Annotated in this window: 23 protein-coding genes; all 23 read right to left on the bottom strand. The window is 50.8% G+C overall.

Translation table 11 applies throughout. From position 1 onward, the window contains the following. Window positions 1–13 precede the first annotated feature (13 nt). A complete protein-coding gene (gene proS / locus ACFVVF_RS00890) occupies window positions 14–1,462 on the bottom strand; it encodes a proline--tRNA ligase (protein WP_387804542.1) in 1,449 nt (482 codons plus the stop codon). Between the two features lie 7 nt (window positions 1,463–1,469). Further along, the gene (rseP, locus tag ACFVVF_RS00885; RefSeq protein ID WP_387804540.1) at window positions 1,470–2,747 is read right to left on the bottom strand and encodes an RIP metalloprotease RseP; all 1,278 of its coding nucleotides are present in this window, start codon (window positions 2,745–2,747) and stop codon (window positions 1,470–1,472) included. Window positions 2,748–2,833: 86 nt separating this feature from the next. Then, window positions 2,834–3,970, bottom strand: a complete 1,137-nt coding sequence (locus tag ACFVVF_RS00880) for a 1-deoxy-D-xylulose-5-phosphate reductoisomerase (protein WP_387804538.1) — start codon at window positions 3,968–3,970, stop codon at window positions 2,834–2,836. A gap of 99 nt (window positions 3,971–4,069) precedes the next feature. Beyond that, window positions 4,070–4,864 carry a phosphatidate cytidylyltransferase gene (locus ACFVVF_RS00875; protein ID WP_387804536.1) on the bottom strand — a complete coding sequence of 265 codons (795 nt, stop codon included), beginning with the start codon at window positions 4,862–4,864 and terminating at the stop codon, window positions 4,070–4,072. A 28-nt stretch (window positions 4,865–4,892) separates the two neighbouring features. After that, a complete protein-coding gene (locus tag ACFVVF_RS00870) occupies window positions 4,893–5,654 on the bottom strand; it encodes an undecaprenyl pyrophosphate synthase (protein WP_387804534.1) in 762 nt (253 codons plus the stop codon). 59 nt (window positions 5,655–5,713) lie between these two features. Next, window positions 5,714–6,268, bottom strand: coding sequence for a ribosome recycling factor (frr, locus tag ACFVVF_RS00865; protein WP_387804532.1), 555 nt, complete (start codon window positions 6,266–6,268; stop codon window positions 5,714–5,716). Then, window positions 6,268–6,996, bottom strand: a complete 729-nt coding sequence (gene pyrH / locus ACFVVF_RS00860) for a UMP kinase (RefSeq protein WP_042160523.1) — start codon at window positions 6,994–6,996, stop codon at window positions 6,268–6,270. The genes frr and pyrH overlap by 1 nt, the downstream gene beginning before the upstream one ends. Window positions 6,997–7,122: 126 nt before the next feature. Beyond that, window positions 7,123–7,773 carry a translation elongation factor Ts gene (gene tsf, locus ACFVVF_RS00855; RefSeq protein ID WP_042160520.1) on the bottom strand — a complete coding sequence of 217 codons (651 nt, stop codon included), beginning with the start codon at window positions 7,771–7,773 and terminating at the stop codon, window positions 7,123–7,125. A gap of 210 nt (window positions 7,774–7,983) precedes the next feature. Next, window positions 7,984–8,682, bottom strand: a complete 699-nt coding sequence (gene rpsB / locus ACFVVF_RS00850) for a 30S ribosomal protein S2 (RefSeq protein ID WP_042160518.1) — start codon at window positions 8,680–8,682, stop codon at window positions 7,984–7,986. Window positions 8,683–8,884: 202 nt separating this feature from the next. Further along, complete coding sequence (locus ACFVVF_RS00845) at window positions 8,885–9,466, bottom strand: hypothetical protein (protein WP_387804529.1); 582 nt, start codon at window positions 9,464–9,466, stop codon at window positions 8,885–8,887. Next, window positions 9,459–10,043, bottom strand: a complete 585-nt coding sequence (locus ACFVVF_RS00840; protein ID WP_387804527.1) for a DUF6115 domain-containing protein — start codon at window positions 10,041–10,043, stop codon at window positions 9,459–9,461. The genes ACFVVF_RS00845 and ACFVVF_RS00840 overlap by 8 nt, the downstream gene beginning before the upstream one ends. 35 nt (window positions 10,044–10,078) lie before the next feature. Further along, the gene (locus ACFVVF_RS00835) at window positions 10,079–10,393 is read right to left on the bottom strand and encodes a hypothetical protein (protein WP_387804525.1); all 315 of its coding nucleotides are present in this window, start codon (window positions 10,391–10,393) and stop codon (window positions 10,079–10,081) included. 29 nt (window positions 10,394–10,422) lie between these two features. Then, window positions 10,423–11,829, bottom strand: a complete 1,407-nt coding sequence (locus tag ACFVVF_RS00830; RefSeq protein WP_387804523.1) for a flagellar assembly protein A — start codon at window positions 11,827–11,829, stop codon at window positions 10,423–10,425. 15 nt (window positions 11,830–11,844) lie between these two features. Continuing rightward, window positions 11,845–12,615: a FliA/WhiG family RNA polymerase sigma factor gene (locus ACFVVF_RS00825; protein ID WP_387804521.1), complete on the bottom strand. Its 771-nt coding sequence runs from the start codon at window positions 12,613–12,615 to the stop codon at window positions 11,845–11,847. Between the two features lie 4 nt (window positions 12,616–12,619). Continuing rightward, complete coding sequence (locus ACFVVF_RS00820; RefSeq protein ID WP_387804519.1) at window positions 12,620–13,087, bottom strand: hypothetical protein; 468 nt, start codon at window positions 13,085–13,087, stop codon at window positions 12,620–12,622. 6 nt (window positions 13,088–13,093) lie between these two features. After that, window positions 13,094–13,588 (bottom strand): chemotaxis protein CheD, encoded by a 495-nt coding sequence (locus ACFVVF_RS00815; protein WP_387804517.1) that lies wholly within the window; start codon window positions 13,586–13,588, stop codon window positions 13,094–13,096. Continuing rightward, the gene (locus ACFVVF_RS00810; RefSeq protein WP_387804515.1) at window positions 13,585–14,208 is read right to left on the bottom strand and encodes a chemotaxis protein CheC; all 624 of its coding nucleotides are present in this window, start codon (window positions 14,206–14,208) and stop codon (window positions 13,585–13,587) included. The genes ACFVVF_RS00815 and ACFVVF_RS00810 overlap by 4 nt, the downstream gene beginning before the upstream one ends. A 1-nt stretch (window position 14,209) precedes the next feature. Further along, window positions 14,210–14,671, bottom strand: coding sequence for a chemotaxis protein CheW (locus tag ACFVVF_RS00805; RefSeq protein WP_188891184.1), 462 nt, complete (start codon window positions 14,669–14,671; stop codon window positions 14,210–14,212). Window positions 14,672–14,683: 12 nt separating this feature from the next. After that, window positions 14,684–16,759 carry a chemotaxis protein CheW gene (locus ACFVVF_RS00800; protein WP_387804513.1) on the bottom strand — a complete coding sequence of 692 codons (2,076 nt, stop codon included), beginning with the start codon at window positions 16,757–16,759 and terminating at the stop codon, window positions 14,684–14,686. Between the two features lie 32 nt (window positions 16,760–16,791). After that, the gene (locus ACFVVF_RS00795) at window positions 16,792–18,069 is read right to left on the bottom strand and encodes a protein-glutamate methylesterase/protein-glutamine glutaminase (protein WP_387804511.1); all 1,278 of its coding nucleotides are present in this window, start codon (window positions 18,067–18,069) and stop codon (window positions 16,792–16,794) included. 24 nt (window positions 18,070–18,093) lie between these two features. Next, a complete protein-coding gene (locus ACFVVF_RS00790) occupies window positions 18,094–18,969 on the bottom strand; it encodes a MinD/ParA family protein (RefSeq protein ID WP_387804510.1) in 876 nt (291 codons plus the stop codon). Next, window positions 18,962–20,212 (bottom strand): flagellar biosynthesis GTPase FlhF, encoded by a 1,251-nt coding sequence (flhF, locus tag ACFVVF_RS00785; RefSeq protein WP_387804508.1) that lies wholly within the window; start codon window positions 20,210–20,212, stop codon window positions 18,962–18,964. Before flhF ends, ACFVVF_RS00790 begins: the two co-directional genes overlap by 8 nt. Beyond that, a complete protein-coding gene (flhA, locus tag ACFVVF_RS00780) occupies window positions 20,209–22,242 on the bottom strand; it encodes a flagellar biosynthesis protein FlhA (protein ID WP_387804506.1) in 2,034 nt (677 codons plus the stop codon). The genes flhF and flhA overlap by 4 nt, the downstream gene beginning before the upstream one ends. Window positions 22,243–22,246 lie beyond the last annotated feature (4 nt).

Raw genomic sequence — 22,246 nt, 5'->3', positions numbered from 1 at the left:
ATCCGAGCCAGAATTAGTAGGCGCGTGCAAAAACGACTGTATGCTCGGCATGCTCACCGCATACGAGACAATTGGTTTTCTTCTTCTCAGGCTCGAACGGAATGTTCCGGCTCGTTGCGCCTGTCTCTTCCTTCACTTGCTTCTCGCATGCCGCCGAACCGCACCAGCCTGCGAGCACGAAGCCGCGCTTCTCTTCCATCGACGCTTTCATCTCATCCAGCGTCTCGACATCATAGAAGTTGTCCGCACGGAATTGCTTCGCTTTCTCAAACATTGCCGTTTGGATTTCTTCCAACATCGTCTGAACTTCCTCTACCAGATTGTCCTGACGAACCATCTTTTTCTCGCCGGTTACGCGGGAGACAAGCACCACTTGTCCATTCTCCATGTCACGTGGTCCAAGCTCAAGACGAAGCGGCACGCCGCGCATTTCGTACTCGTTGAACTTCCAGCCCGGGCTCACATCAGAGCGGTCGTCAACGCGAACGCGGACGCCTGCCTGCTTCAGTTCAGCAAACAGCTCGTCAACACGGCCTACAACTTGCTCGCGAGTTTTCGCCGGACCGATTGGAATCATGATGACTTGCGTTGGCGCTACCTTAGGAGGCAATGCCAAGCCGCGGTCGTCGCCATGAACCATAATTAAAGCACCAATCAGTCTTGTACTTACCCCCCATGAGGTCGTATGTGCAAACTGCAGCGTGTTTTCACGATCCAAATATTTAATGTCGAAGGCAACGGCAAATTTCGTGCCGAGATAATGAGAGGTGCCTGCTTGAACGGCACGGCCGTCCTTCATCATCGCTTCGATCGAATAAGTATTGATTGCGCCAGCAAAACGCTCCGAAGGCGTCTTCTCGCCCACGATAACCGGAATCGCAAGAAACTCTTCAACGAACTGGCGGTAAACGTCCAGCATCTTCATCGTTTCTTCGCGTGCTTCCTCCTCGTTCTCGTGAGCCGTATGGCCTTCCTGCCACAGGAACTCGCTAGTCCGAAGGAAAGGCAGCGTCCGTTTCTCCCAGCGAACTACGTTAGCCCACTGGTTAATGAGCACCGGCAAGTCACGGTACGATTGAATCCACTTCGAGTACATATGCCCAATCATCGTCTCCGATGTCGGACGGATCGCAAGACGCTCTTCCAGCTGTTCGCCTGCTGCTTCCGTCACCCATGGCAGCTCGGGATTAAATCCTTCGACATGATCCTTTTCCTTCTGGAAAAAGCTCTCCGGAATGAAAAGCGGGAAGTAGGCGTTGCGGTGCCCGGTTTCCTTGAAGCGGCGGTCCAGATCACGCTGAATATTCTCCCAAAGCTCATAGCCTTCGGGACGGAACACGATGCAGCCGCGAACCGGCGAATAGTCCATGAGCTCCGCTTTTTTAATAACATCGATATACCATCTTGAGAAATCCTCGCCCTGCGGCGTAATTTCGGTTACAAACTGTTTATCCTTCGACATAACCGGTTTACTGCTCCCCTCGTACCAATCGCAAAATATCGTTATAGGTTACTACTACCATCAGCAGCATTATCATCGCGAACCCGATAAAATGAACCATGCTCTCCCGGTTCGGATCAATAGGACGCCCGCGCAAAGCTTCCAGGCCTAGGAAGATTAGCCGGCTTCCGTCCAATGCCGGTATCGGCAGCAGGTTGAAAATGCCTAAATAGAGACTGAGCAGCGCTGTCCATGAAGTCAGCTGCGTAATGCCCTGCTGCGCAATTTGACTCGTATATTCAGCTGTTCTTACCGGTCCGCCGAGATCATCAAGCTTGAATTCGCCCATAATGAGCTTCTTGAAGCCTTCAAATATGCTGATAGTCATCACTTTCATCAGCTTGCCTGCGCCTGTAATCGTCTCTGTGAACGTCGCCGATCGCGTAGGAAGCGATGCGGAAATGCCCACCTTGCCGACTCCTTCGGGGTTAGGCTTAGGCGTAATTTCAATCGTATGCTTCACGCCCGCGCGAACGATGTCAAACTTCACAGGCACGTTAGCCGATTTGCCGATAATATCGATCATCAGATCGAAATCTCCGCCAATCTTCGTTCCGTTAACCGCATCGATCGTATCGCCTTTGCGAAGATCGGAGTTAGCTGCCGGAGAGTTGTCCTGAATCGTTCCGACAAACAACCTGTCCGGATTCTCTTGCGGAATGCCCGCCATTTGAATATACGCGGCAAACAAAACAAATGCCAGTACAAAATTCATCATGGGACCGGCAAAAATCGACAACGCCCGCGCGCCAACCGACTTGCTGCCGAATTGGCGGTCAATTGGAGCGATCTGCGTTTCTTTGCCTTTGGCGATCATTAATGCTTGCGGATGTACCGAAAAACGCTCGGTCTCGCCATCAATGTCAAGTGAAACGAACAATGCCCGCTCCAAATCAATAGCGGTAACTTCACCGCGAATGACGCCGCTCCGCTCATCGAGGCGATCCAAATACAGCCTTGTCACTTTCCCGTCCTTCACACGGACGGCGATGGTCTGCCCTTCGCCAACATCGACGATTTCCGGGTCTTCGCCCGCCATCCGGACAAAGCCTCCAGCCGGTACGAGACGCAACGTGAAGCGGGTTTCCCCGCGTTTGATCGAGAATAACTTCGGCCCAAAGCCGATCGCAAACTCCCTAACCAAAATGCCGGCTCGCTTGGCAAAGTAATAGTGGCCCCATTCATGAATAGTCACAATCACAAAAAATACGAGCACGGTCAAAAAAACGACCTGAATCATCTCCATAACGAGCCTCCTGTTCGTAACGGCCTGTACATAGATTATCATTATTCTCCCGTTCGATACAAGAGAACCACAGGTTGCCGCAGAAGCTAGATTGCGGCTGCAGCTTGGCGCGCCCAGGCGTCGATCGCCGCGATCGTTTCGACATCATTGACATCGGTTACCGTATGCTTCTCCAGCACTTGCTCCAGCACGCTTTCGATAGCCAGGAAGTCGATTTCGCCATTTAGAAATCTTGCAACCGCCACTTCGTTGGCGGCATTGAATACGGTAGGCGCCGATTGCCCTGCTCTGCCGCATTCAAAAGCCATCCGCAAGCAAGGGTAGCGTTCGAAATCCATTTCGCGAAAATGAAGTTTTCCGATCGCAGCCAGATCCAGTCTTCCGCATAGGGAAGGCTGACGCTCCGGATAGGTGAGCGCATATTGAATCGGTACGCGCATATCCGGCAATCCCATCTGTGCAATAACGCTATTATCGGCAAACTCGACGTAGGAGTGGATAATGCTCTCCGGATGGATGAGCACATCAATCTGATCGTAGTTAATACCGAACAGCCATTTGGCTTCAATCACTTCAAGCCCTTTATTTACCATTGTTGCCGAATCAATCGTAATTTTTGCACCCATCGACCAATTTGGATGATTTAGCGCCTCTTGTACGGTTACACCTGCAAGCTGCTCTCGTGTCCGGTCACGGAATGATCCGCCGGAAGCGGTAATTGTAATGCGGCTTAGCGACTTGCGGTCCTCGCCATTCAAGCACTGGAAGATAGCCGAATGCTCGCTGTCTACGGGAATGATCGAAACCCCTTTGGCCTTAGCCCTTGCCATGACAATATGTCCGGCCGTTACAAGTGTTTCCTTGTTGGCTAGCCCGATGTTTTTGCCTGCATCAATTGCAGCCAATGTCGCAGGCAGCCCGCGGCTGCCCACGATGGCAGTAACGACGAAATCAGCATCGTTGTCTGCAGCGGTTTCAATGAGCCCCTCTTCGCCATAAACGACCCGGATCGCCGCAGGAAGCAATGCCTTTGCTTCGTCAGCCAATTCCTTGGTTGCCAGGCAGACGATTGCTGGCCGGAAGCGCAATGCTTGTTCAACCAGCAGCGAAACGTTGCTGCCGGCCGATAAGCCAATGATCTCATAGCGATCGGGATCGCTTGCGACTACATCGAGCGTTTGCGTGCCGATTGAGCCGGTCGAGCCAAGAATCGTTAATTTCATCGTTAACCCTCTCTCGCCATACAGCAATTAATTTACTAAACGTAAAAAAGCGGGCGCTGCGCCTTCACGACGCTCCGCCCGCTCCCTCTATGGAACCGTTTATGTAGGCAGCAAGCCGGAAAGAAGCACGAGCGGGAATACGATAATCCAGCTGTCGCAGCGGTCCAGTATGCCGCCATGCCCCGGAAGGATCGCACCGGTATCCTTAATGTCGCGAACGCGCTTATAAGCGGATTGAATCAAATCCCCCAGCTGTCCCGCAACCGCAGCAATTAAGCCAATGCCAAGCGCTCTCGGCAAGCTGACGACGTCAGGCATAGCCAGTGCAAAAGCAACAGCGGTAATGAGCGACAAAAGAACGCCGCCTGCTGCTCCTTCAATCGTCTTGTTCGGACTGATCATCGGCCACAGCTTATGTCTTCCTATAGCTCGTCCTGCAAAATAAGCGCCGACATCCGACGCAATGATGCAACCGAGAACAAGGAAGGTCCAGAACAAGCCATGCTCTTCCATCTGTCTTACCGTATCCAACGCGCCAAACCCGTAGCCTACGTATAAAGCGCCAAGCAGCATAAGCGCGGCGCCGTCAATCGTTGTTTTGTTTTTGCTGATAACCGTTACAGCCAGCAAAAGAAATGCTGCAATCCACATCACCATTAATGCGGAAGGAGCCTCCATATCCATTAAGGACCAAGGCAGCACGAACGTAAGCATGCCCGCGAAACCGATAAGAGAAGCAGGATGATGCCAAGCAAAACCGTTCATACGAACATATTCGGAGAAGCCGATTATAGCCATGAGCACGAGCAAGCCGGCAAAAAACCAGCCTCCGGCCAGCGCAAAAGCAATGAAACCCGCGGCCGCGAGAACGCCTGTCACGATTCTTTGTTTCAAAATTCCAGTCACTCTCCGTTATGGAAGCTTACAAGCCGCCGAATCGCCGCTTGCGGCTCTGATACTGCAGCACCGCTTCTTGAAAATGAGCCTCGTTGAACTCCGGCCAATATACATCGGTAAACCACAGCTCACTGTAAGCAAGCTGCCAAAGCATGAAATTGCTGAGCCGCAATTCGCCGCTCGTTCGAATCAGCAGGTCCGGATCGGGGATGTCGCGGCTCAACAAACGCTCGGACATCAATTGCTCATCAATTTGATCCGGCGTCAAACGACCATCAGCCACATCTGCGGCTATCGCCTGGATCGCATCGATCATTTCCTTGCGACTGCCGTAGTTAAGCGCAAAATTAAGGACGAGGCCGGTATTGTGCGCCGTCCGTTCCATCGCTTCCTCCAGCGCGTCAATCGTATAGGAAGGCAAATCAGATTTGATCCCCATCATTCGGACCTGAACGTTGTTCTCGATAAGCTCCTCCAGCTCAATCTCCAAAAACTGCTGAGGCAGCCGCATCAGAAAATCAACCTCGTCCTTCGGACGCTTCCAGTTTTCCGTCGAAAAAGCATACAGCGTCAAATATTTGACGCCGAGCCGATCGGCTTCCCTGACGACGCGTTTGACCGCCTTCATACCGGTATGATGACCCGCAATACGCGGCAATCCGCGATCTTTGGCCCAGCGCCCGTTGCCGTCCATGATGATGGCAACATGATCAGGCACTTTATCTAGCTGAGGCATCTCAGCCTTTGGGGACGATTTGCCTAGTTTGGCCCAAAGTCGACTGATCATCTACGTTCCTCCCACCCGGAATTGCAAACCCCTTCTTGAAGAAGGGGCTCGAAGCGCAATTAAACTTCCATGATTTCCTTCTCTTTTACAACCAGCACTTTATCTACTTCAGCGATGAAACGGTCAGTCGCTTTTTGGATATCCTCTTGATGGCGACGGGATTCATCTTCAGAGATGTCCGTTTTCTCCATCTTTTTAATATCATCATTCGCATCGCGGCGAATGTTGCGGATGGCTACCTTAGCTTCCTCGCCGAATCTCTTCGTCATTTTCACCAGATCCGCGCGGCGCTCTTCTGTAAGCGGCGGAATTGTAATCCGGATAGCAGCGCCGTCATTCGAAGGCGTCAAGCCAAGATCGGATTTCATAATCGCTTTCTCAATCGCGCTGATCGACGTTTTATCCCAAGGCTGAATGAACAGCGTGCGGGAATCCGGCGTATTTACGTTAGCCAATTGGGATACAGGCGTCATTGCGCCATAGTATTCAACTTGAACGCGATCGAGTAAAGCAGGCGTTGCACGGCCTGCACGCAAAGTAGCCAAGTCGCGCTTCAAAGCGCCGATCGCTTTTTCCATCCGCTCTTCAGCGTTTTTCTTTACAGCTTGAGGCATTATTTTGCACTCCCTCTCACAATGGTTCCGATTTTCTCGCCGAGGACAACTTTCTTAATATTCCCTTTTTCGGTAATCGCGAACACGACCAGCGGAATATTGTTGTCCATGCAAAGCGAGGATGCGGTTGAATCCATAACACCCAGGTTTTTGCTTATCACGTCCATGTACGTAAGCTCATCATATTTCTCTGCAGACGAATCTTTGAACGGATCGGCAGAATATACGCCATCCACTTTGTTTTTCGCCATCAGAATAACTTCAGCTTCGATCTCCGCTGCACGAAGCGCTGCGGTTGTATCTGTGGAGAAGAACGGATTGCCTGTGCCTGCAGCGAAAATAACGACGCGGCCTTTCTCCAAGTGGCGGATCGCCCGGCGGCGGATGTACGGTTCAGCAATTTGCTGCATCGCAATCGAAGTTTGTACGCGAGTCGGCACTTCGATTTGCTCCAAAGCGTCTTGCAGAGCCAGAGAGTTCATCACCGTTGCCAGCATGCCCATATAATCGGCAGTCGCACGATCGATCCCTTTTTCCGTTCCCGCAATTCCGCGCCAGATGTTGCCGCCGCCTACGACGATTGCAACTTCTACGCCAAGCGCAATAACTTCTTTCACTTGTTCGGCAATTTCTGATATTACAGAGGCTTCGATGCCGTAGCCATGATTCCCGGACAGCGATTCTCCGCTGACCTTCAATACGATTCTTTTAAACACTGGCTGTCCCAACGTCACTACCTCCATCATTGTACTGCTATTTTGTTGCACCTTTGGCTGATTGACTATGCTGCTGTAAAAAGGCTTCCATATAAAAAGCAGGCGGGGCGGACGCCCCGCCCCGCCTGTGCGTTCGGATTACAGTTTTGCTTGAGCCATAACTTCTTCAACGAAGTTATCTACTTTTTTCTCCAAACCTTCGCCCAGTTCATAACGAACGAAACGACGGATCGAAATGTTTTCGCCGATTGCGCTTACTTTCTCGTTCAGCAATGCGGAGATTGTTTTGTCTGGATCTTTAACGAAGGATTGCTCAAGCAAGCAATACTCTTCATAGTATTTCGAAATGCGGCCTTCAACCATTTTGTCAACGATTTTCTCAGGCTTGCCTTCGTTCAAAGCTTGTGCGCGAAGAATTTCGCGTTCTTTCTCGAGCTCATCGGAAGGAACTTCTTCACGGCGAACAAATTTAGGGTTGGAAGCTGCAATGTGCATTGCGATATCTTTAGCAAACGAACGGAATTGTTCAGTTTTTGCTACGAAGTCAGTTTCGCAGTTGATCTCAACCAGAACGCCGATACGGCCGCCTGCATGGATGTAAGATTCAACTACGCCTTCCGTCGCGATACGGCCAGCTTTGTTAGCTGCTGCGGAAAGGCCTTTCTCACGGAGCAATTCAATAGCTTTTGTAACGTCGCCATTTGTTTCGTCCAGAGCTTTTTTGCAATCGAGCATCCCTGCTCCCGTTCTTTCACGAAGTTCTTTTACTGCGCTAGCACTAACTGCCATTTTTAGCCCTCCTGATATTGTAAAAGGTTATTTAAGTATCATCCGGTCAAGCAGAAACGGCTCCGCCGTTCTTAATGGCGAAGCCAAAGTTTCGCGGTGAAATAGAAGCCAATTTATATGAATCATATAAACCCTTATATTTCAAAAAAAGGGCGGTGAGAGGCTTTCACCATCTGACCACCCTTTGTTGAATAGCAAGCGTAATGAAGATTAAGCCGTTGTTTGCTCGCCTTGGTTAGCTTCAACAATTGCGTCAGCCATTTTGGACGTAAGCAATTTCACAGCGCGAATCGCGTCGTCATTGCCTGGAATGACATAATCGATTTCGTCTGGATCGCAGTTTGTATCAACGATACCTACGATTGGGATACCAAGCTTGCGAGCTTCAGCAACAGCGATGCGCTCTTTGCGCGGATCGATGATGAACAAAGCGCTTGGCAGGCGTTTCATGCCTTTGATGCCGCCGAGGAATTTTTCCAGACGGTCTTTTTCTTTGTTAAGGATGATAACTTCTTTCTTTGGAAGAACTTCGAAAGTTCCGTCCTCGGACCATTTCTCCAGCGTGCGAAGACGATCGATACGCTTTTGAATTGTTTGGAAGTTAGTCAGCGTTCCACCCAACCAGCGTTGGTTGATGTAGAAGTTGCCGCAACGCTCAGCTTCTTCTTTAACAGAATCTTGAGCTTGTTTTTTCGTGCCGACGAACAGCATAGTGCCGCCTTCAGCTGCGATCGAGCGAACAAAGTTGTAAGCTTCCTCAACTTTTTTCACTGTTTTTTGCAAGTCGATAATGTAAATTCCGTTTCTTTCGGTGAAGATATAACGATCCATCTTAGGGTTCCAGCGACGAGTTTGGTGACCGAAGTGTACCCCAGCTTCGAGAAGCTGCTTCATGGAAATAACCGCCATTTCTTCAACACCTCCTATAGTGGTTTTGTTGTGTAGTGCTCCGCCGCCAATATCATCTTTCGCTAAAACTTCCGGCAGCCGGAAGCACCGTTAGCGAAATTAATCGGCGTGTGTTTTTAACACCGTCCATTAATATACCATATTCGTATGCACGGTGCAACAAACTTTGTGATTCAAGTATCAAATTCGCTATTTTCAACGATTATTCGATGCCTCTTGCTTTCAATGCGGCCCGTTCTTCTTTCGTTAAAGGTTCGCTCTTAATGATCGAAATAACCTCTTTCAGCTGAGGCTTGCCTTTAAACAAAAAATAACCGGCGCGAAACTTCGATCGTTTCATAGCGGAGATAAACGCCGCTTTATCCTCGATCAGACCGTTCTCGGCCAGCAGCTTGGCTGTCTCTGTTAAATTCGTGCCGCCTTTAATCTGAAGCACAAGCTCTTGAACCGGAGCTTCAGGCTCCTCTGTCTGCTGAGGCTTCTCCGTGCTCTCCGGCTTCTTCTCCGGCTCTGTTGACGCCACAGGCGTTGCAGAGGGAGAAGGAGCTGTTGTCGCCTCAGTGCCAGCCGGGATGCTGGAAGGCTTATCCGCCGCCTTTTCCTCCCGGGCAGCAGCAACAGCAGTGTCCAGCTCTTGCTGGGTATACTGCTTCTCCTCCCCTGCAAACAGGCTTTCTCCCAGCTTCGCCTGGCTTTGCTCCCCGATTTGCAGCAGCTGTAGCAGCAGCGCTCCAACGATGATGCCGATGCCAAGCCCTGTCAAAAACATGCGGTTTCTAAGCACGAGCAACCTCCTCCTGCTTTGCCAGCTGCAGAATAAGCTGCACTTCCCCTTTATTCATCCCGAGCTTTTTCGCGATCAGCTCAATTGATTTGCCCTGGCTGTACAGCTCTAGCAGCTCGGCATAACGCGCCTGAATCGTATTGGGTGCTGATACTGCTGACGAAACCGGATCTGGCTCCTGCACTTGCAGCACGGGCTCGGCTGCGGGCTGAGCAGCAGGAGCAACCGCTTGCACAACGCTCGCTTCAGCTGCTTGTCGCGCAACTTCCTGCGGCATTGCATTCAATCTGGCAGCTGCTTCATTCGCTTGCGTCTCCAGCTGAGCCAGCCTTCGCTCCAATTCTGTAATACGCTGTTCCTTTGCTTCAGCCTGCGCATGGCTTTGCTCACGGAATTTCGTAACGAGCTGTACAAGCTCCTTGTGATCCAGCTCCGTATTCTCCATAAACTGCTCCAGCGCAATTTCCATATTGCTTGTTGTACCCGCGTTCGCCTGCTCTTGCTTCGCTTTAGGAATCAATAAAGCGAGCACAAGCACAACGGCCCCCACTAGTACGACATATGTCCATGTATCCATCTGCTGCACCTGCCTAAACTAACGAGTTGATAACTTTAAAGCTTCATATCGAAGCGATGGCCTTTATACGGATGAATCGGCTGCTTCTCTTCCTCGGCTTCCTCAGCATTAGGGTTGCGCTGCTTGTCCCGTTTGCCGCCTTTGGAGCTCTCCTGGTCTTTCCTGATGTTAAGGCCAGCCGTATGTTCAAGGCCTTCATTTCGAGTGCGGGCAAGCTCATCTTGCCGTGTTTGCTGCTCCGCAAGCTTGGTTTGCTCAATGGCAGGGCGTTGATTAATCGCTCCTTGCATACCGCCAACCTCTGGCGTTCTAGGAATAGAATGCTGCAAATCAATCGGTCTGAACGTCATTTCCCGTCCTCCTTATTGGTGAGGTATTGTTACGGAAAAAACGGTACGTGCACGATATCGCCTTCCATGTAGCGGAACGACACATGCTGGATAGGATCTTTGAGATAACGCGTGTATCTGCCAATTACAATTTTGATGCCGCCGTATATCGTATGGCTGACATCAACCTTTGCCCGGTCTGTGTCCTCCAGCGTCTTCTCGATTTCAAGAATGCGGTCCCGCATATCCTCAATCTCGCTCATGGACACCCGTTTGGTCGCCCCGAGCTTAATCCGCAATGCCATTTTGTCCTCTGTCAATTGACCCGATGCAGCCAGCTGATCGAGAATCGTCAGCGCTTTCTCCGATTTATCCAGGCTGTCCTGGACTTGCCGAAGCTTTTGGCGCAATTCAGTCAACTCCGCGCGCTGCTCCGGCCGGACGCCGACCTCTACAGCGGTGGCAGTCGACATCGTATTGCCGATTACCCGGGCCGAGACAAGATCAGCAGCCTGAATTGTACCGCCGACAATCAGCCCTTTGGAGCCTGAGCATATGACGCTGCGGCCCGCACGTACGACGGAATGCATAATGCTTTGCGAGACGAGAACATCCTCCCCCGCACTTACATTGCCGTCTTGAATAAAGGAGCTTTTAATCGTCTTATTCGCTCTCACATGGCCCTTATTGCCGGCCAAGATGCCGCCGATAATCTCGATAGAGCCTTCCGATTCCAGCTCCGCGCCTTCTACGCCCCCGATAATCCGGATATCACCGGCTGCTTTGATCTTGAAGCCGCTCAGCACATTGCCGCGGATGACGACCGTACCGATGAAATCGATATTGCCTGTCTTGTAATCGACGTCCCCATTAACCTCGTAAACCGGAAAGACGTTGATCTTCTCTTTGTCCGTTAACGTAATAAGACCGTCGATTGTGGCATACATCGCGGTCTGCTCGCCGCTAACGACGACATTCTTCCCTACTTTAAACCTTGCTTGCTTCCCAAGCTTGGCAGCAATCGTCTCTCCGGTAACTGTTTTCCCCGGCATTCCATACTGCGCTTCAACCCGCTCGGCGATAAGCTGACCGCGCTGGACATTCTTCAGCTGCTTGACCTCTTTGAAGTCAACCGTACCGTCTTCAAGCTCTGTCGGCCGCTGATCGCGCTCCTTCATGTCGTAGATAAACCGGATATAGCCGTCTTTGCCGGTCGTTGCCTGCTGCCCTACAGCGACGAGCGTCTGCTCCTTGCAATAGGCCAGCACATTATTGCATATCTCGGTCAGCAGTTCCGTTCGAATTCCGCTCGTTATGCCTTTGCTAATTAAGAATCGTTCCAGCTGATTAGGCGTGCAATCAAACTCATCCGTAATCCGATTAAATATTAAAAAGGCAGACAGCTTATCGGCAGATGTTTGAATGCGCAGGAACGAATCTAGTAGTTGATCGTCCACCTTTATACCCCCTTTCTAGTGCTGTGTTAATTGATCTTTATGCTTAGCCAACGCTCCACGAAGCCGCAGTATCGCTTTAGAGTGGAGCTGGGAAATTCGCGATGGTGATAGCGACATCACTTCAGCAATCTCGCTTAATGAAAGCTCATCGTAATAAAACAGCGACACGACGGTGCGCTCTTTCTCCGTCAGCTTCTCGATCCCGCTTACGAGGGATTCCTTCAAGAAAAACTCATGAACCTTATGGTCGGGATTTTTCACCCTTTCGTCAACGAGCAGGCTCATCCTCGTCTCCGTTTCTTCCTCCCGAATCGGGTCCTCCAGCGAGCATACAGTCGTGATTGCAATTTCGTGGAGCATCGTCGTAAACTCTTTTTCACTAATTTCCAAGTAATTGCTTATCTCGGCATCTGTTACGGAGCGCAAATATTGCTGCTCCAGCTTTTGATAAGCCTCTTCCACTCTCTTTGCTTTCTCGCGAATGGAACGAGGCACCCAGTCTCCTTGGCGGAGACCGTCAATAATTGCGCCTCGTATGCGCCACGAGGCATACGTTTCAAACTGCAGGCCGCGGCTGTAATCGAATTTTTCAATCGCATCTATAAGGCCCATTACACCATTGCTGGCAAGATCGTCGCGGGAAACGTTTTTCGGCAATCCTATCGCCATGCGGTTCGTGACGTAGTCGACGAGCGGCAAATATTGCTCAATCAAACGTTTCTTCGCCTCAAGATCGCCTTCGTCCTTCCATGCTTGCCACATCTCGATGTTCACTGACGCAATCATCGCCTCAACCTCCCGTCAGGTGACGTATTGCTTTTACTAATTGTTCGGGATCCTTGTTCTCCGTCGATACCAGCTGCGGAGGATTCAGCGGACGGAATTGCTCCGCTGCCTGCTGTTGTTCCAGGTCAACTTTCTCCGTTCTCTCCGCTGCCGGCCGGCTCCCCTCTTCTAGTTGAGCCTTCAACAGCTGATTGATGTCATCGCCCTCATCCGGTGTATACAAATCGAGCGCCGTTCCTTTGCCCTCTTCGCTTGCAGCCTGAGCGAGCTCAGATCCGGCATTCATCGCCGGCGGCTGCAGGATGATTGAAATAGCCGCCCTTAGAATAAACGCGAGAACGACAAAGGCGATGAAAGCGTATAAGCTGCGCAGAAGCATGACATCCAGCGGGTTTTTGCCAATCGAGAAAAGCATCGTCAGCGCCGCTCCGACAAGTCCCATCACTAAATTCCATCGCCAGGTTCCGATCATTCGTACTCAAATCTCCTTTGTACCAAGCTGTACGCTTTTTATCAGTAAAATGCCAGTGCTGCTGTCAATTTCAATCGTGCGTCCATAGTTGCCGCCGACATCCTGAGCGATGACCGCAATCATGTTCTTCGCTAGCATATCTAGACAGGACTCCACATTGCGCGGGCCGATTCTCATCGAATCGGACTGTCCGCTGAATGCGAACATTTGCGCTCCTCCCGCCATCTTGGCAATGGCGCGCCGCATATTCGCACCGGCGTCTTTCATCCGGGCGATTAGCTCTGGAATGGCAGTATCGGCATATTTGGCAACGTTAATGGCAGATTCGCGTGCGATTTCCGAGGAAGGAAGCATCACATGTGCCATTCCGGCAACCTTCGATACAGGATCATATAGCGTTAACCCGACACAGGAGCCTAGACCCGTCGTTCGAAGAATTGCCCCGTCCGTGGCGATATTCAAATCCGCCATGCCGACCTTGACCAAGTTTTGCTCTATCATTCGGCAGTTACTCCCAAAGCTTTAAATATTTTATTGAAAGATTCCGGGTCGGGTATAAGAAAGAAGTGGCCTTCGAGTTCTTGCCGGTCTTCCAAAAACGTCGTTTCAATTAACAAAGCGGAATCGCCCATCTCTCCGTATTGGACCAAGCCATAGCTTAATATAGCACCGGCCATATCGAGAGCGACGGACGGCACCGATGGCGCCATCGTCAAACGGGTAAAGTCGGCAAGCGAAGAAAGATAGGAGCCGGCAAGTATGTTGCCGATTTCGCAAAGCGCGGACATCTCCATTTCCGAATAGCCTTCTTCTACTTCTTCAGGCCTCAAGGAAAGCAGCTGGCTGAGCAGCGACTTGGCCGATTGCTCCTGAATAATGAAGAACATATTGCCGGGAGCTTCCCCCTCAACGCGAAGGAAGACCGCTATGACGACCTGCTCGGAACCGCCCACGCGATCCGCAACTTCCTCGAAGGGAAGCAGGCTGACTTTGGGAACCGCCATATCAACCGGCTTGTCCAGCAGTGTTGACAGAGCAGTTGCGGCATTGCCGGCTCCAATATTGCCAACTTCCTTCAGTACATCTAATTCAAAAGCTTCAAAACGGCTGAATAAACTCACTTTACACCTCTAGCTGTTCGAGTTGAATAATTTCATTTTTATTCAGCACCTCGGACAGGTTGAGCATAATAAGCAGTCTGCTGTCGCCAAGTCTGGCAATTCCCCGCAAATATTTCGCTTTAATGCCGCCAACGATTTCCGGCGGAGAATCAATCGTATCCGTGTCGATGTCGATAACGTCATTCGCTGCGTCAACGATAAAGCCTACTTCGAGTTCACCTGCCGCAACGACGATGATCCGGGAATTTTCCGTCGGCTCCGTCTCGCCAAGTCCGAACCTGCCGCGAAGATCAATAACCGGAACGACGATGCCGCGCAAATTGATTACACCTTTAATGAAGCTTGGCGTTTTCGGAACACGGGTAATTGGAGACAACCGCTCAATAGTCCGTACCTTGTCAACCTCGATGCCATATTCCTCGTGTGCCAGACCAAATACTATGACTTTCAATTCTTCTCCCATCGTGAAACCTCCTTATTTAATGAGTGCATTAGGATCAATAATGAGCGCGACTTGACCATCGCCAAGAATGGTAGCGCCTGAAACGGCTTCGATATTGGTCAAATATTTGCCAAGCGATTTCAATACGATCTCGCTTTGGCCAATAAATTCATCGACGGTAATTGCCGCCCACTTGTCGCCTTTGCGGATAACGACGATTTCCGTCTCTGCTTCGTCCCGTTCGTCGTAGTCTGGAGACTCCAGCACCCGGCTGAGAGAAATCAATGGAATAACCGAATTGCGGAACTCGATCATCTTATTGCCATGAACCTCTAGCACTTGCTCCCGCTTAATGATGGCTGTCTCAACAATTGACGATAGCGGAATCGCATATTTCTCCGAGCCCAGCTTGATCAGCATAGCTGAAATAATTGACAGCGTAAGCGGCAGCTGAACAGAGAATTTCGTTCCTTTGCCAAGCGCGGACTCTACGGTAACATTGCCGCCTAGAGACGTAATTTTGGAGCGTACAACGTCCAATCCGACACCGCGTCCAGAAATATCCGAAATTTTATCCGCCGTACTAAAGCCGGCAGCGAAGATGAGCATGTGAATCTCGTCATGAGTCAAGCTTTTCGCTTGCGCTTCAGTGACAACTCCGTTTTTAATGGCAATTTGCAGCACCCGGTCGCGGTTAATGCCATTGCCGTCTTCCTCTACCTCGATGAAGACGTTGTTGCCGCTGTGGAATGCCCGCAAGTGAATCGTTCCCGTCTCCGGCTTGCCCGCCGCAATCCTTTTATCGATCGTCTCGATGCCATGGTCCACGGAATTGCGAAGCAAATGGACGAGCGGATCGCCGATTTCGTCAATAACCGTCCGGTCAAGCTCTGTGTCGGCTCCGGTAATGACCAAATCGATTTTTTTATCGAGCGATTTAGCCAAATCGCGAATCATACGCGGGAAACGGTTGAATACGGTATCGACAGGCACCATCCGCAGCTTCAGGACGATATTTTGCAAATCGGAGCTGACACGCGCCATATGCTCTACCGTTTCCGTCAGGTCGCTGCGTTTAATTTCGCTGGCCAGCTGCTCCAGCCTAACGCGGTCGATCAGCATTTCACTAAACAAGTTCATCAGCGTATCCAGACGGTCGATATCGACGCGGATCGTTCTCGACACTGCAGCAGGAGCACTTGCGGCAGCTGTCTGGCTGCGAGCGCTGCTTACTTGGCTGGAAGCCTCTTTCTGGGCGGAATCTGCAGACGGTTCTGCTTTTGCTTCTGCAGGAGCAGCTTCCTGTACGGGCGCAGCTTCAGCAACATGAAGCAATTGAAGTGATTCCGCATCAAGCAGCGTTACGGTAGCTGTCTCAATTTCGGAAATCGAAGTAATTTGCTGTTGAAGCTCCTCTTGAGCAAGCTTGGAAATCGTAAAGACGACAAAGGAACGGTCGAACTTTTCTTGTTCCAAATCTTGTACAGACGGCTCGGATTTGACGATTTCTCCTGTCCGCTCAAGCAGATCAAATACCATATAAGCGCGGGCTGCCTTGAGTACGCAATCCTCATTGATGCTGACTGTAATGTGGTAGGCCAAGTGGCCGCTTTCGATCGATTGCTGCAAAATCGAGGTTTGGAATTCATCCAGCAATCCTTTTGCAGCCGGTTTGTTTGCTGCAGGCGCAGCTGATGCAGCTGGTGCCGCAGCGGCATTCGATTTATAATCACCTTTGAAAATAGATTGCAGCACTGCAACGATAGCCGTTACATCTGCTTTACCTGTTCCGCCGCCGACGATATCCTGTACCATCGCTTCAAGCGCATCAAGACCTTTAAAAAGCGTATCAAATATAAAGCTGTCCATTTTAAGCTTGCTGTTGCGAACCAAATCCAGTACGTTTTCCATCTCATGCGTCAACGATGCAAGATCCTCATAGCCCATCGTTGCCGACATGCCCTTTAATGTATGGGCCGAGCGGAAAATCGATTGGACTATCGTAAGATCCTCCGGCGCTCCTTCGAGCTGCAGCAGATTTTCATTCAAGGCTTGCAGGTGATCGTTGGACTCGTCGATAAACATCGACAGATAAGCGTTCATATCCATAGTGGTGCACCTCCTGTTAGGACTCTAGCTCTTTAGATCGATTTCAAAACGGCTTGCGCGATAGCTGGTGATATGCGTTGAAGCGGCAGCACCGTCTTCACCGCCCCGGTCTCCACTGCACTTCTTGGCATGCCATAGACGATGCAGGTTTCCTCTGCTTCTGCTATAGCGGTTGAAGCTCCGCTTTCTACCAGCGCCTTCATTCCTTTCGCGCCATCGCTGCCCATCCCGGTCATAATAACCGCATGTCTCTTTAATGAAGCAAACGGGATTAGCGATTCGAAAAGCACGTCGACTGAAGGGCGGTGCCCGTTGCGCGGAGCTTGCTGCGTCAGCTTGATATGGTAGCCCGATGGATCATGAGCCATCTCCATATGGTAGCCGCCAGGAGCGATGTAGACGACTCCTGCTTGCAGCCTCTCGCCTTGAGAGGCTTCAACAACTTGAAGCTCGCTGAAGCTGTCGAGCCGCTGGGCAAGCGATTTCGTAAATTTCGGCGGCATATGCTGTACAACGAGTACAGGAGCCGGGAGATGAGCGGGCAATGAGCAAATCACTTCATGCAGCGCTCTCGGTCCGCCGGTTGATGTTCCAATTGCCACGACATGGCGGAACGGATCGGATTTCACAGCCGAATGTTCCGGCAGAACTGGCTTGACGATATCGGGCTGCGCCTGTGCAGCTGCCCGATCTTTATGTAATGGGGCTGGTGCCGGACGATTTGGCAATCGTTCTTGAACCGTCTTGCGTAAGGGCTCCGTTTTTCGTTCCGGTGTCCCTGATTTACGCTCATTCGGCACCGATTCCCCTAATTTTTGAACTTTATCGTCAGTTGGAGCTTTGATTGGTTTCTTAGCAGGCTGCGCCTGTCCCTCCGGCTCCCTCAGCTCGATTTCCGGCAGCCTTCGTTTCATCAGGACGGCGATTCTCAGCTTTTCCAGCAGAAGCTCGCCTACTTGGATGATGTCATTCGAAAAGGCTCCGGAAGGCTTCCGGATAAAGTCAAATGCGCCGTATTGCAGCGCCTTGATCGTCTCTCTTGTGTTCTCCTCGCTTATGCCGGAAAGCATAATGACAGGAGTCGGATGCTTCTTCATAATGGATTGAAGCGCATCGATTCCGTTCATTTCCGGCATTTCCAAATCCAGCGTCACCGCATCCGGCTTTAAGCGTTCTACCGCTTCAATCGCCTCTCTGCCATTAGCAGCTGTGCCGGCGATCGTAAATTGCGGATCTTTCACGATAAGATCGCTGAAAATTTTGCGCATAAACGGAGAATCATCTACAATGAGCACGCGATAAGGAGCCATCTTCTTCCTCCTCATTTCAAAGGACTATCGTGATAGCCTGAACATTTTATGTAAAAATCCCTTGACCCCATCCTGCGAAGTTCCAGTTATCGCTTGCTTTGACTCTGTAAACCGCTTGGCAATCTCCTCTACGCCTCTAGAAGCGTCTGTACCAGGAAAAGCAATTGTAAATGGAACCTGACGCTTCACCGCCTTCGAGACGTTTGGGTCGTCCGCAATGATACCAAGCGACTGCAAATCCACTTGCAGGAAGCGTTCTGCCGCCATCGTGATCTTCTCGGCAGTTTGTCTGCCTTCCTTCTTGTCTCCTGCACGGTTTACAATCAGTTTAAAGCTTGCGTCTATCCCCTTCGCTTTGACCATTTTGATCAACGCGTACGCATCCGTAATGGACGTTGGTTCGGGGGTCGTCACGACGATTGTCTCCTGGGCTGCTTCGATAAACGTTACCGTTTCCTTGGAAAGGCCGGCTCCCGTATCGAAGAGTATGACATCATACATACCGTGGAGCTTCTCAATTTGCCCGCCAAACCATTTCATCTCTTGCTCGGACAGCTCCAGCAAATCTTTGAAGCCGGAGCCGCCTGCGATGAAATGAAGACCGGCTGGCCCTTCTTGCACAATATCCCATATCGTCTTATCTTGCTTGAACAGATGATAGAGATGACTGGTAGAGCTGACACCCATCAGGACGTCGATGTTGGCCATCCCGATATCCGCATCGAACACGAGAACTTTTTTCCCCATACGCTGCAAAGCGATGGCAAAATTCAAACTGAAGTTGGATTTGCCGACACCGCCCTTACCGCTTGTTACGGTAATAATTCGCGTTCCCCGGCTGGCTTCCAGCCCATTCTTCTGCTTCACCAGGTTCCGAAGCGCTTCCGCTTGGTCATTCATTGGCTGGCTCCCCCAGCAGTTCGTTCACATAGGCTTCGATACTGAAGGGTGCTATGTCATCCGGCACCGTCTGGCCTTTGGCAACGTAAGTTGGAGTCAGCTCATAATTCATCGCCAGATTAAAGATAGCTCCGTATACGGATGTCTCGTCCAGCTTAGTGAATAGCGCCTTGCGGACACCGTATTTGGAGAAGTTCTCCGCGACAGTCAGCATATCACGCGTCTTGCCAGTCAGACTAAGCACAAGTATCGTTTCACTGATTTCATTCGTTTGAAGCAGGCTGTTTACTTCAGATACATGCAGTTCATTGCGGAAGTTGCGTCCGGCAGTATCCATATAGATTAATTCCTGATTCTCAAGCGCCTTGAAAGCTTTAGGCAAATCCATTGGTGAAAATACGACTTCGATCGGCACATTCAAAATGTTAGCGTACGTTCGCAGCTGATCGACTGCCGCTATCCGGTACGTATCGGAAGTAATGAAACCGACCTGCCGCCCCCGCTTAATCGTCTGTTCTGCCGCCAGCTTGGCAATAGTCGTTGTTTTCCCTACACCTGTCGGACCGACAAAATGGATGATCCTGGCCTCTTCACTGATCTGGCCGCCAGACAATGGTGCCATCCAATCGGTAATGATTAGTCCGGCAGCCGCCCAAACGCTTTGCGCTGCCAGCGGAGTCTGCTGCTCGTACAGCTTTTTCTCCACTTCATCCAATAAACGTCTAATAAGTTCGGGCTCTACTTCTTGATCAACCAGCCGTTCATAGAGGGCTTCAAGCGGTGCCGGCATGTCCTGGCCCGGTTTACGGACCGACAGCTGCAGTAGTGATTGCTTGATGACACGAATTTCATCCAGCAGCTCGTCATTGATCCGGCTTAAAGCCTGTGACGGAGGCTGCTGCGGCTCTAATACTGCGGTTGCCGCTGCGGCAGCCTGACTTTCGCTAGATGCAGGCCTCGCTGCTGCGGCGGCAATCGCCGAACGCTGCTGCACCGTTTCATTAATGGCTGTCATAACAGCCTCGAAATCGGCTGCTTGCTTGCCTGTCGATTGAGGTTTTGGAGGCGGCGCATTGCTCTCAATCGCCGCGATAACCTCCATCCGCTTTTTGCGGAACATCCCCATAAATCCGCCAATGCGAACTTCCTTCGTATTCAGAATGACGGCGTCTTTGCCAAGCTCGCTCCGAATCATGGGCAGCGCTTCAGGCAAATCATTGACGACATACCGTTTCACTCTCATAAGTTCACCACCCCTACGCTTTGAACTTCAATATTGGGTTCAAGCTCGCTGTAGGAAAGAACCGGCACATCCTGCATCGTGCGTTCCACAATTTGACGCAAATACATGCGAATTGTCGGAGAGGTCAGCACAACCGGCTGTTGTCCGGACTGAATTTGTCTCGTAACCTGTTCATTAAGTTTGCTGTAGATTTGCTGTGTAGCAATTGGATCTAATGCAATATAGCTGCCTTGATCGGATTGTTGGACCGATTCGGCAATTTTCTTCTCAAGCGCCGGCCCGACAGTAATGACTTTCAGCGTATCGCCAGTGGAAGAAAACTGCTGCGTAATTTGACGAGATAACGCTTGTCTCACATACTCGGTCAGAATATCGGGATCCTTCGTATAATTGCCCTGATCGGCCAATGATTCGAAGATTGTAACAAGATCGCGGATGGAAACCTTCTCGCGGAGCAGCTTCGCCAGCACTTTTTGCAGTTCGCCGATCGATAGAATGGAAGGAATCAATTCGTCGATCAGTGCCGGATAAGTCTCTCTCACGTTATCCACAAGCGCTTTCGTCTCCTGACGTCCAATCAGCTCATGAGCATGGCGCTTAATAATTTCGGTCAAATGCGTTGCAACGACCGAAGGCGGATCTACAACCGTGTAGCCGGACAGCTCTGCCCGCTCTTTCATCGGTTCGTCGATCCAGATAGCCGGCAAACCAAATGCCGGTTCTGTCGTTTCGATGCCGATTACAGAGTCGTCCTCGAAGCCCGGGCTCATTGCCAGATAATGATTGAGCAGCAATTCACCGCGAGCGACCGTGTTGCCTTTGATTTTAATGATATATTCATTTGGCTTAAGCTGAATATTGTCCCTGATCCGAATGACCGGTACGACAAGCCCAAGCTCCAACGCGCATTGTCTTCTGATCATAATAATTCGGTCCAGCAAATCGCCGCCTTGCTGGGTATCTGCCAGCGGAATCAGCCCGTAGCCAAATTCGAATTCGATCGGATCCACTTGCAGCAGGCTGATGACGCTCTCCGGACTGCGGACTTCCTCGATCTGCTGTTCCTCGACGAGTATTTCCTCTTGTTCCTGTTTTCTCGAAATCGACTTCTGCATTCTCCACCCGCCATAAGCCAGCAGCAGTGAAAACGGCAGTGTACGAATGAGACCGATTGGCGTAAACAAACCGAGCAGCGCAATCGTACCTGCGACGACATACAGCAGCTTTGGATATTTGAACAGCTGGGAAGTAACATCATCTGCCAGGTTGCCGTCTGAAGCCGCTCTCGTCACGATCAGGCCGGCTGCTGTTGAAATAAGCAACGCCGGTATTTGGCTGACGAGACCGTCACCGATAGTCAGAATCGAATATGTAGATAGAGATTCCATGAAATCATATTTATGTACGACCATACCGATCACAAAACCGCCGATCAAATTGATCAAGAGGATAATGATCGAAGCGATTGCATCGCCTTTAACAAATTTGCTGGCACCGTCCATTGAGCCGTAGAAGTCTGCTTCGCGCTCAATTTTGGAACGGCGCTCACGCGCTTGCTGTTCATTAATTAGTCCCGCATTCAAATCTGCGTCGATACTCATCTGTTTACCAGGCATCGCATCGAGCGTGAATCGGGCTGCAACCTCCGCTACCCGCTCCGAGCCTTTTGTAATGACGATAAACTGAACGACGACGAGAATAAGAAATACGATAAATCCGATGGCGACTTGCCCGCCTCCAACCCAGCTGCCGAAAGTCTCTACGACTTTACCTGCATGGGCATGCGCCAAAATGTTCCGGGTCGTCGACACGTTCAGGGCTAGCCTGAATAACGTCGTTACGAGCAGGATGGCTGGAAATATGGAAAAGTCCAGCGCTTCCTTCGTATTCATGGCGATGAGCAGAATCATGAGCGCGATGGATATATTCAGAATGAGCAGTATATCCAGCAAGGGAGTAGGGATTGGGATTACCATCATGAGTACGATGCCGATGATCCCGACCAGAATAACAAGATCTTTTAGTTTCATGATG

The organism is Paenibacillus sp. NPDC058174 (assembly GCF_042883865.1).
In the GTDB taxonomy this organism is placed as follows: Bacteria; Bacillota; Bacilli; order Paenibacillales; family Paenibacillaceae; genus Pristimantibacillus.
Note: the sequence above shows the minus strand (reverse complement) of the source record. Positions and strands in the feature narration are given on the sequence as shown.

Excerpts from the sequence above, each read along its gene's own strand:
- ACFVVF_RS00790 (WP_387804510.1), bottom strand. The coding sequence starts at position 18,969 with ATGAATGACCAAGCGGAAGCGCTTCGGAACCTGGTGAAGCAGAAGAAT.
- ACFVVF_RS00825 (WP_387804521.1), bottom strand. The coding sequence starts at position 12,615 with ATGATTGCGTCAGTGAACATCGAGATGTGGCAAGCATGGAAGGACGAA.
- ACFVVF_RS00800 (WP_387804513.1), bottom strand. The coding sequence starts at position 16,759 with ATGGATATGAACGCTTATCTGTCGATGTTTATCGACGAGTCCAACGAT.
- rseP (WP_387804540.1), bottom strand. The coding sequence starts at position 2,747 with ATGGAGATGATTCAGGTCGTTTTTTTGACCGTGCTCGTATTTTTTGTG.
- ACFVVF_RS00880 (WP_387804538.1), bottom strand. The coding sequence starts at position 3,970 with ATGAAATTAACGATTCTTGGCTCGACCGGCTCAATCGGCACGCAAACG.
- ACFVVF_RS00870 (WP_387804534.1), bottom strand. The coding sequence starts at position 5,654 with ATGATCAGTCGACTTTGGGCCAAACTAGGCAAATCGTCCCCAAAGGCT.
- ACFVVF_RS00805 (WP_188891184.1), bottom strand. The coding sequence starts at position 14,671 with ATGGGAGAAGAATTGAAAGTCATAGTATTTGGTCTGGCACACGAGGAA.
- ACFVVF_RS00820 (WP_387804519.1), bottom strand. The coding sequence starts at position 13,087 with ATGATCGGAACCTGGCGATGGAATTTAGTGATGGGACTTGTCGGAGCG.
- ACFVVF_RS00840 (WP_387804527.1), bottom strand. The coding sequence starts at position 10,043 with ATGGATACATGGACATATGTCGTACTAGTGGGGGCCGTTGTGCTTGTG.
- tsf (WP_042160520.1), bottom strand. The coding sequence starts at position 7,773 with ATGGCAGTTAGTGCTAGCGCAGTAAAAGAACTTCGTGAAAGAACGGGA.
- ACFVVF_RS00815 (WP_387804517.1), bottom strand. The coding sequence starts at position 13,588 with ATGATAGAGCAAAACTTGGTCAAGGTCGGCATGGCGGATTTGAATATC.
- flhA (WP_387804506.1), bottom strand. The coding sequence starts at position 22,242 with ATGAAACTAAAAGATCTTGTTATTCTGGTCGGGATCATCGGCATCGTA.
- rpsB (WP_042160518.1), bottom strand. The coding sequence starts at position 8,682 with ATGGCGGTTATTTCCATGAAGCAGCTTCTCGAAGCTGGGGTACACTTC.
- ACFVVF_RS00835 (WP_387804525.1), bottom strand. The coding sequence starts at position 10,393 with ATGACGTTCAGACCGATTGATTTGCAGCATTCTATTCCTAGAACGCCA.
- ACFVVF_RS00795 (WP_387804511.1), bottom strand. The coding sequence starts at position 18,069 with ATGGCTCCTTATCGCGTGCTCATTGTAGATGATTCTCCGTTTATGCGC.
- flhF (WP_387804508.1), bottom strand. The coding sequence starts at position 20,212 with ATGAGAGTGAAACGGTATGTCGTCAATGATTTGCCTGAAGCGCTGCCC.
- frr (WP_387804532.1), bottom strand. The coding sequence starts at position 6,268 with ATGCCTCAAGCTGTAAAGAAAAACGCTGAAGAGCGGATGGAAAAAGCG.
- proS (WP_387804542.1), bottom strand. The coding sequence starts at position 1,462 with ATGTCGAAGGATAAACAGTTTGTAACCGAAATTACGCCGCAGGGCGAG.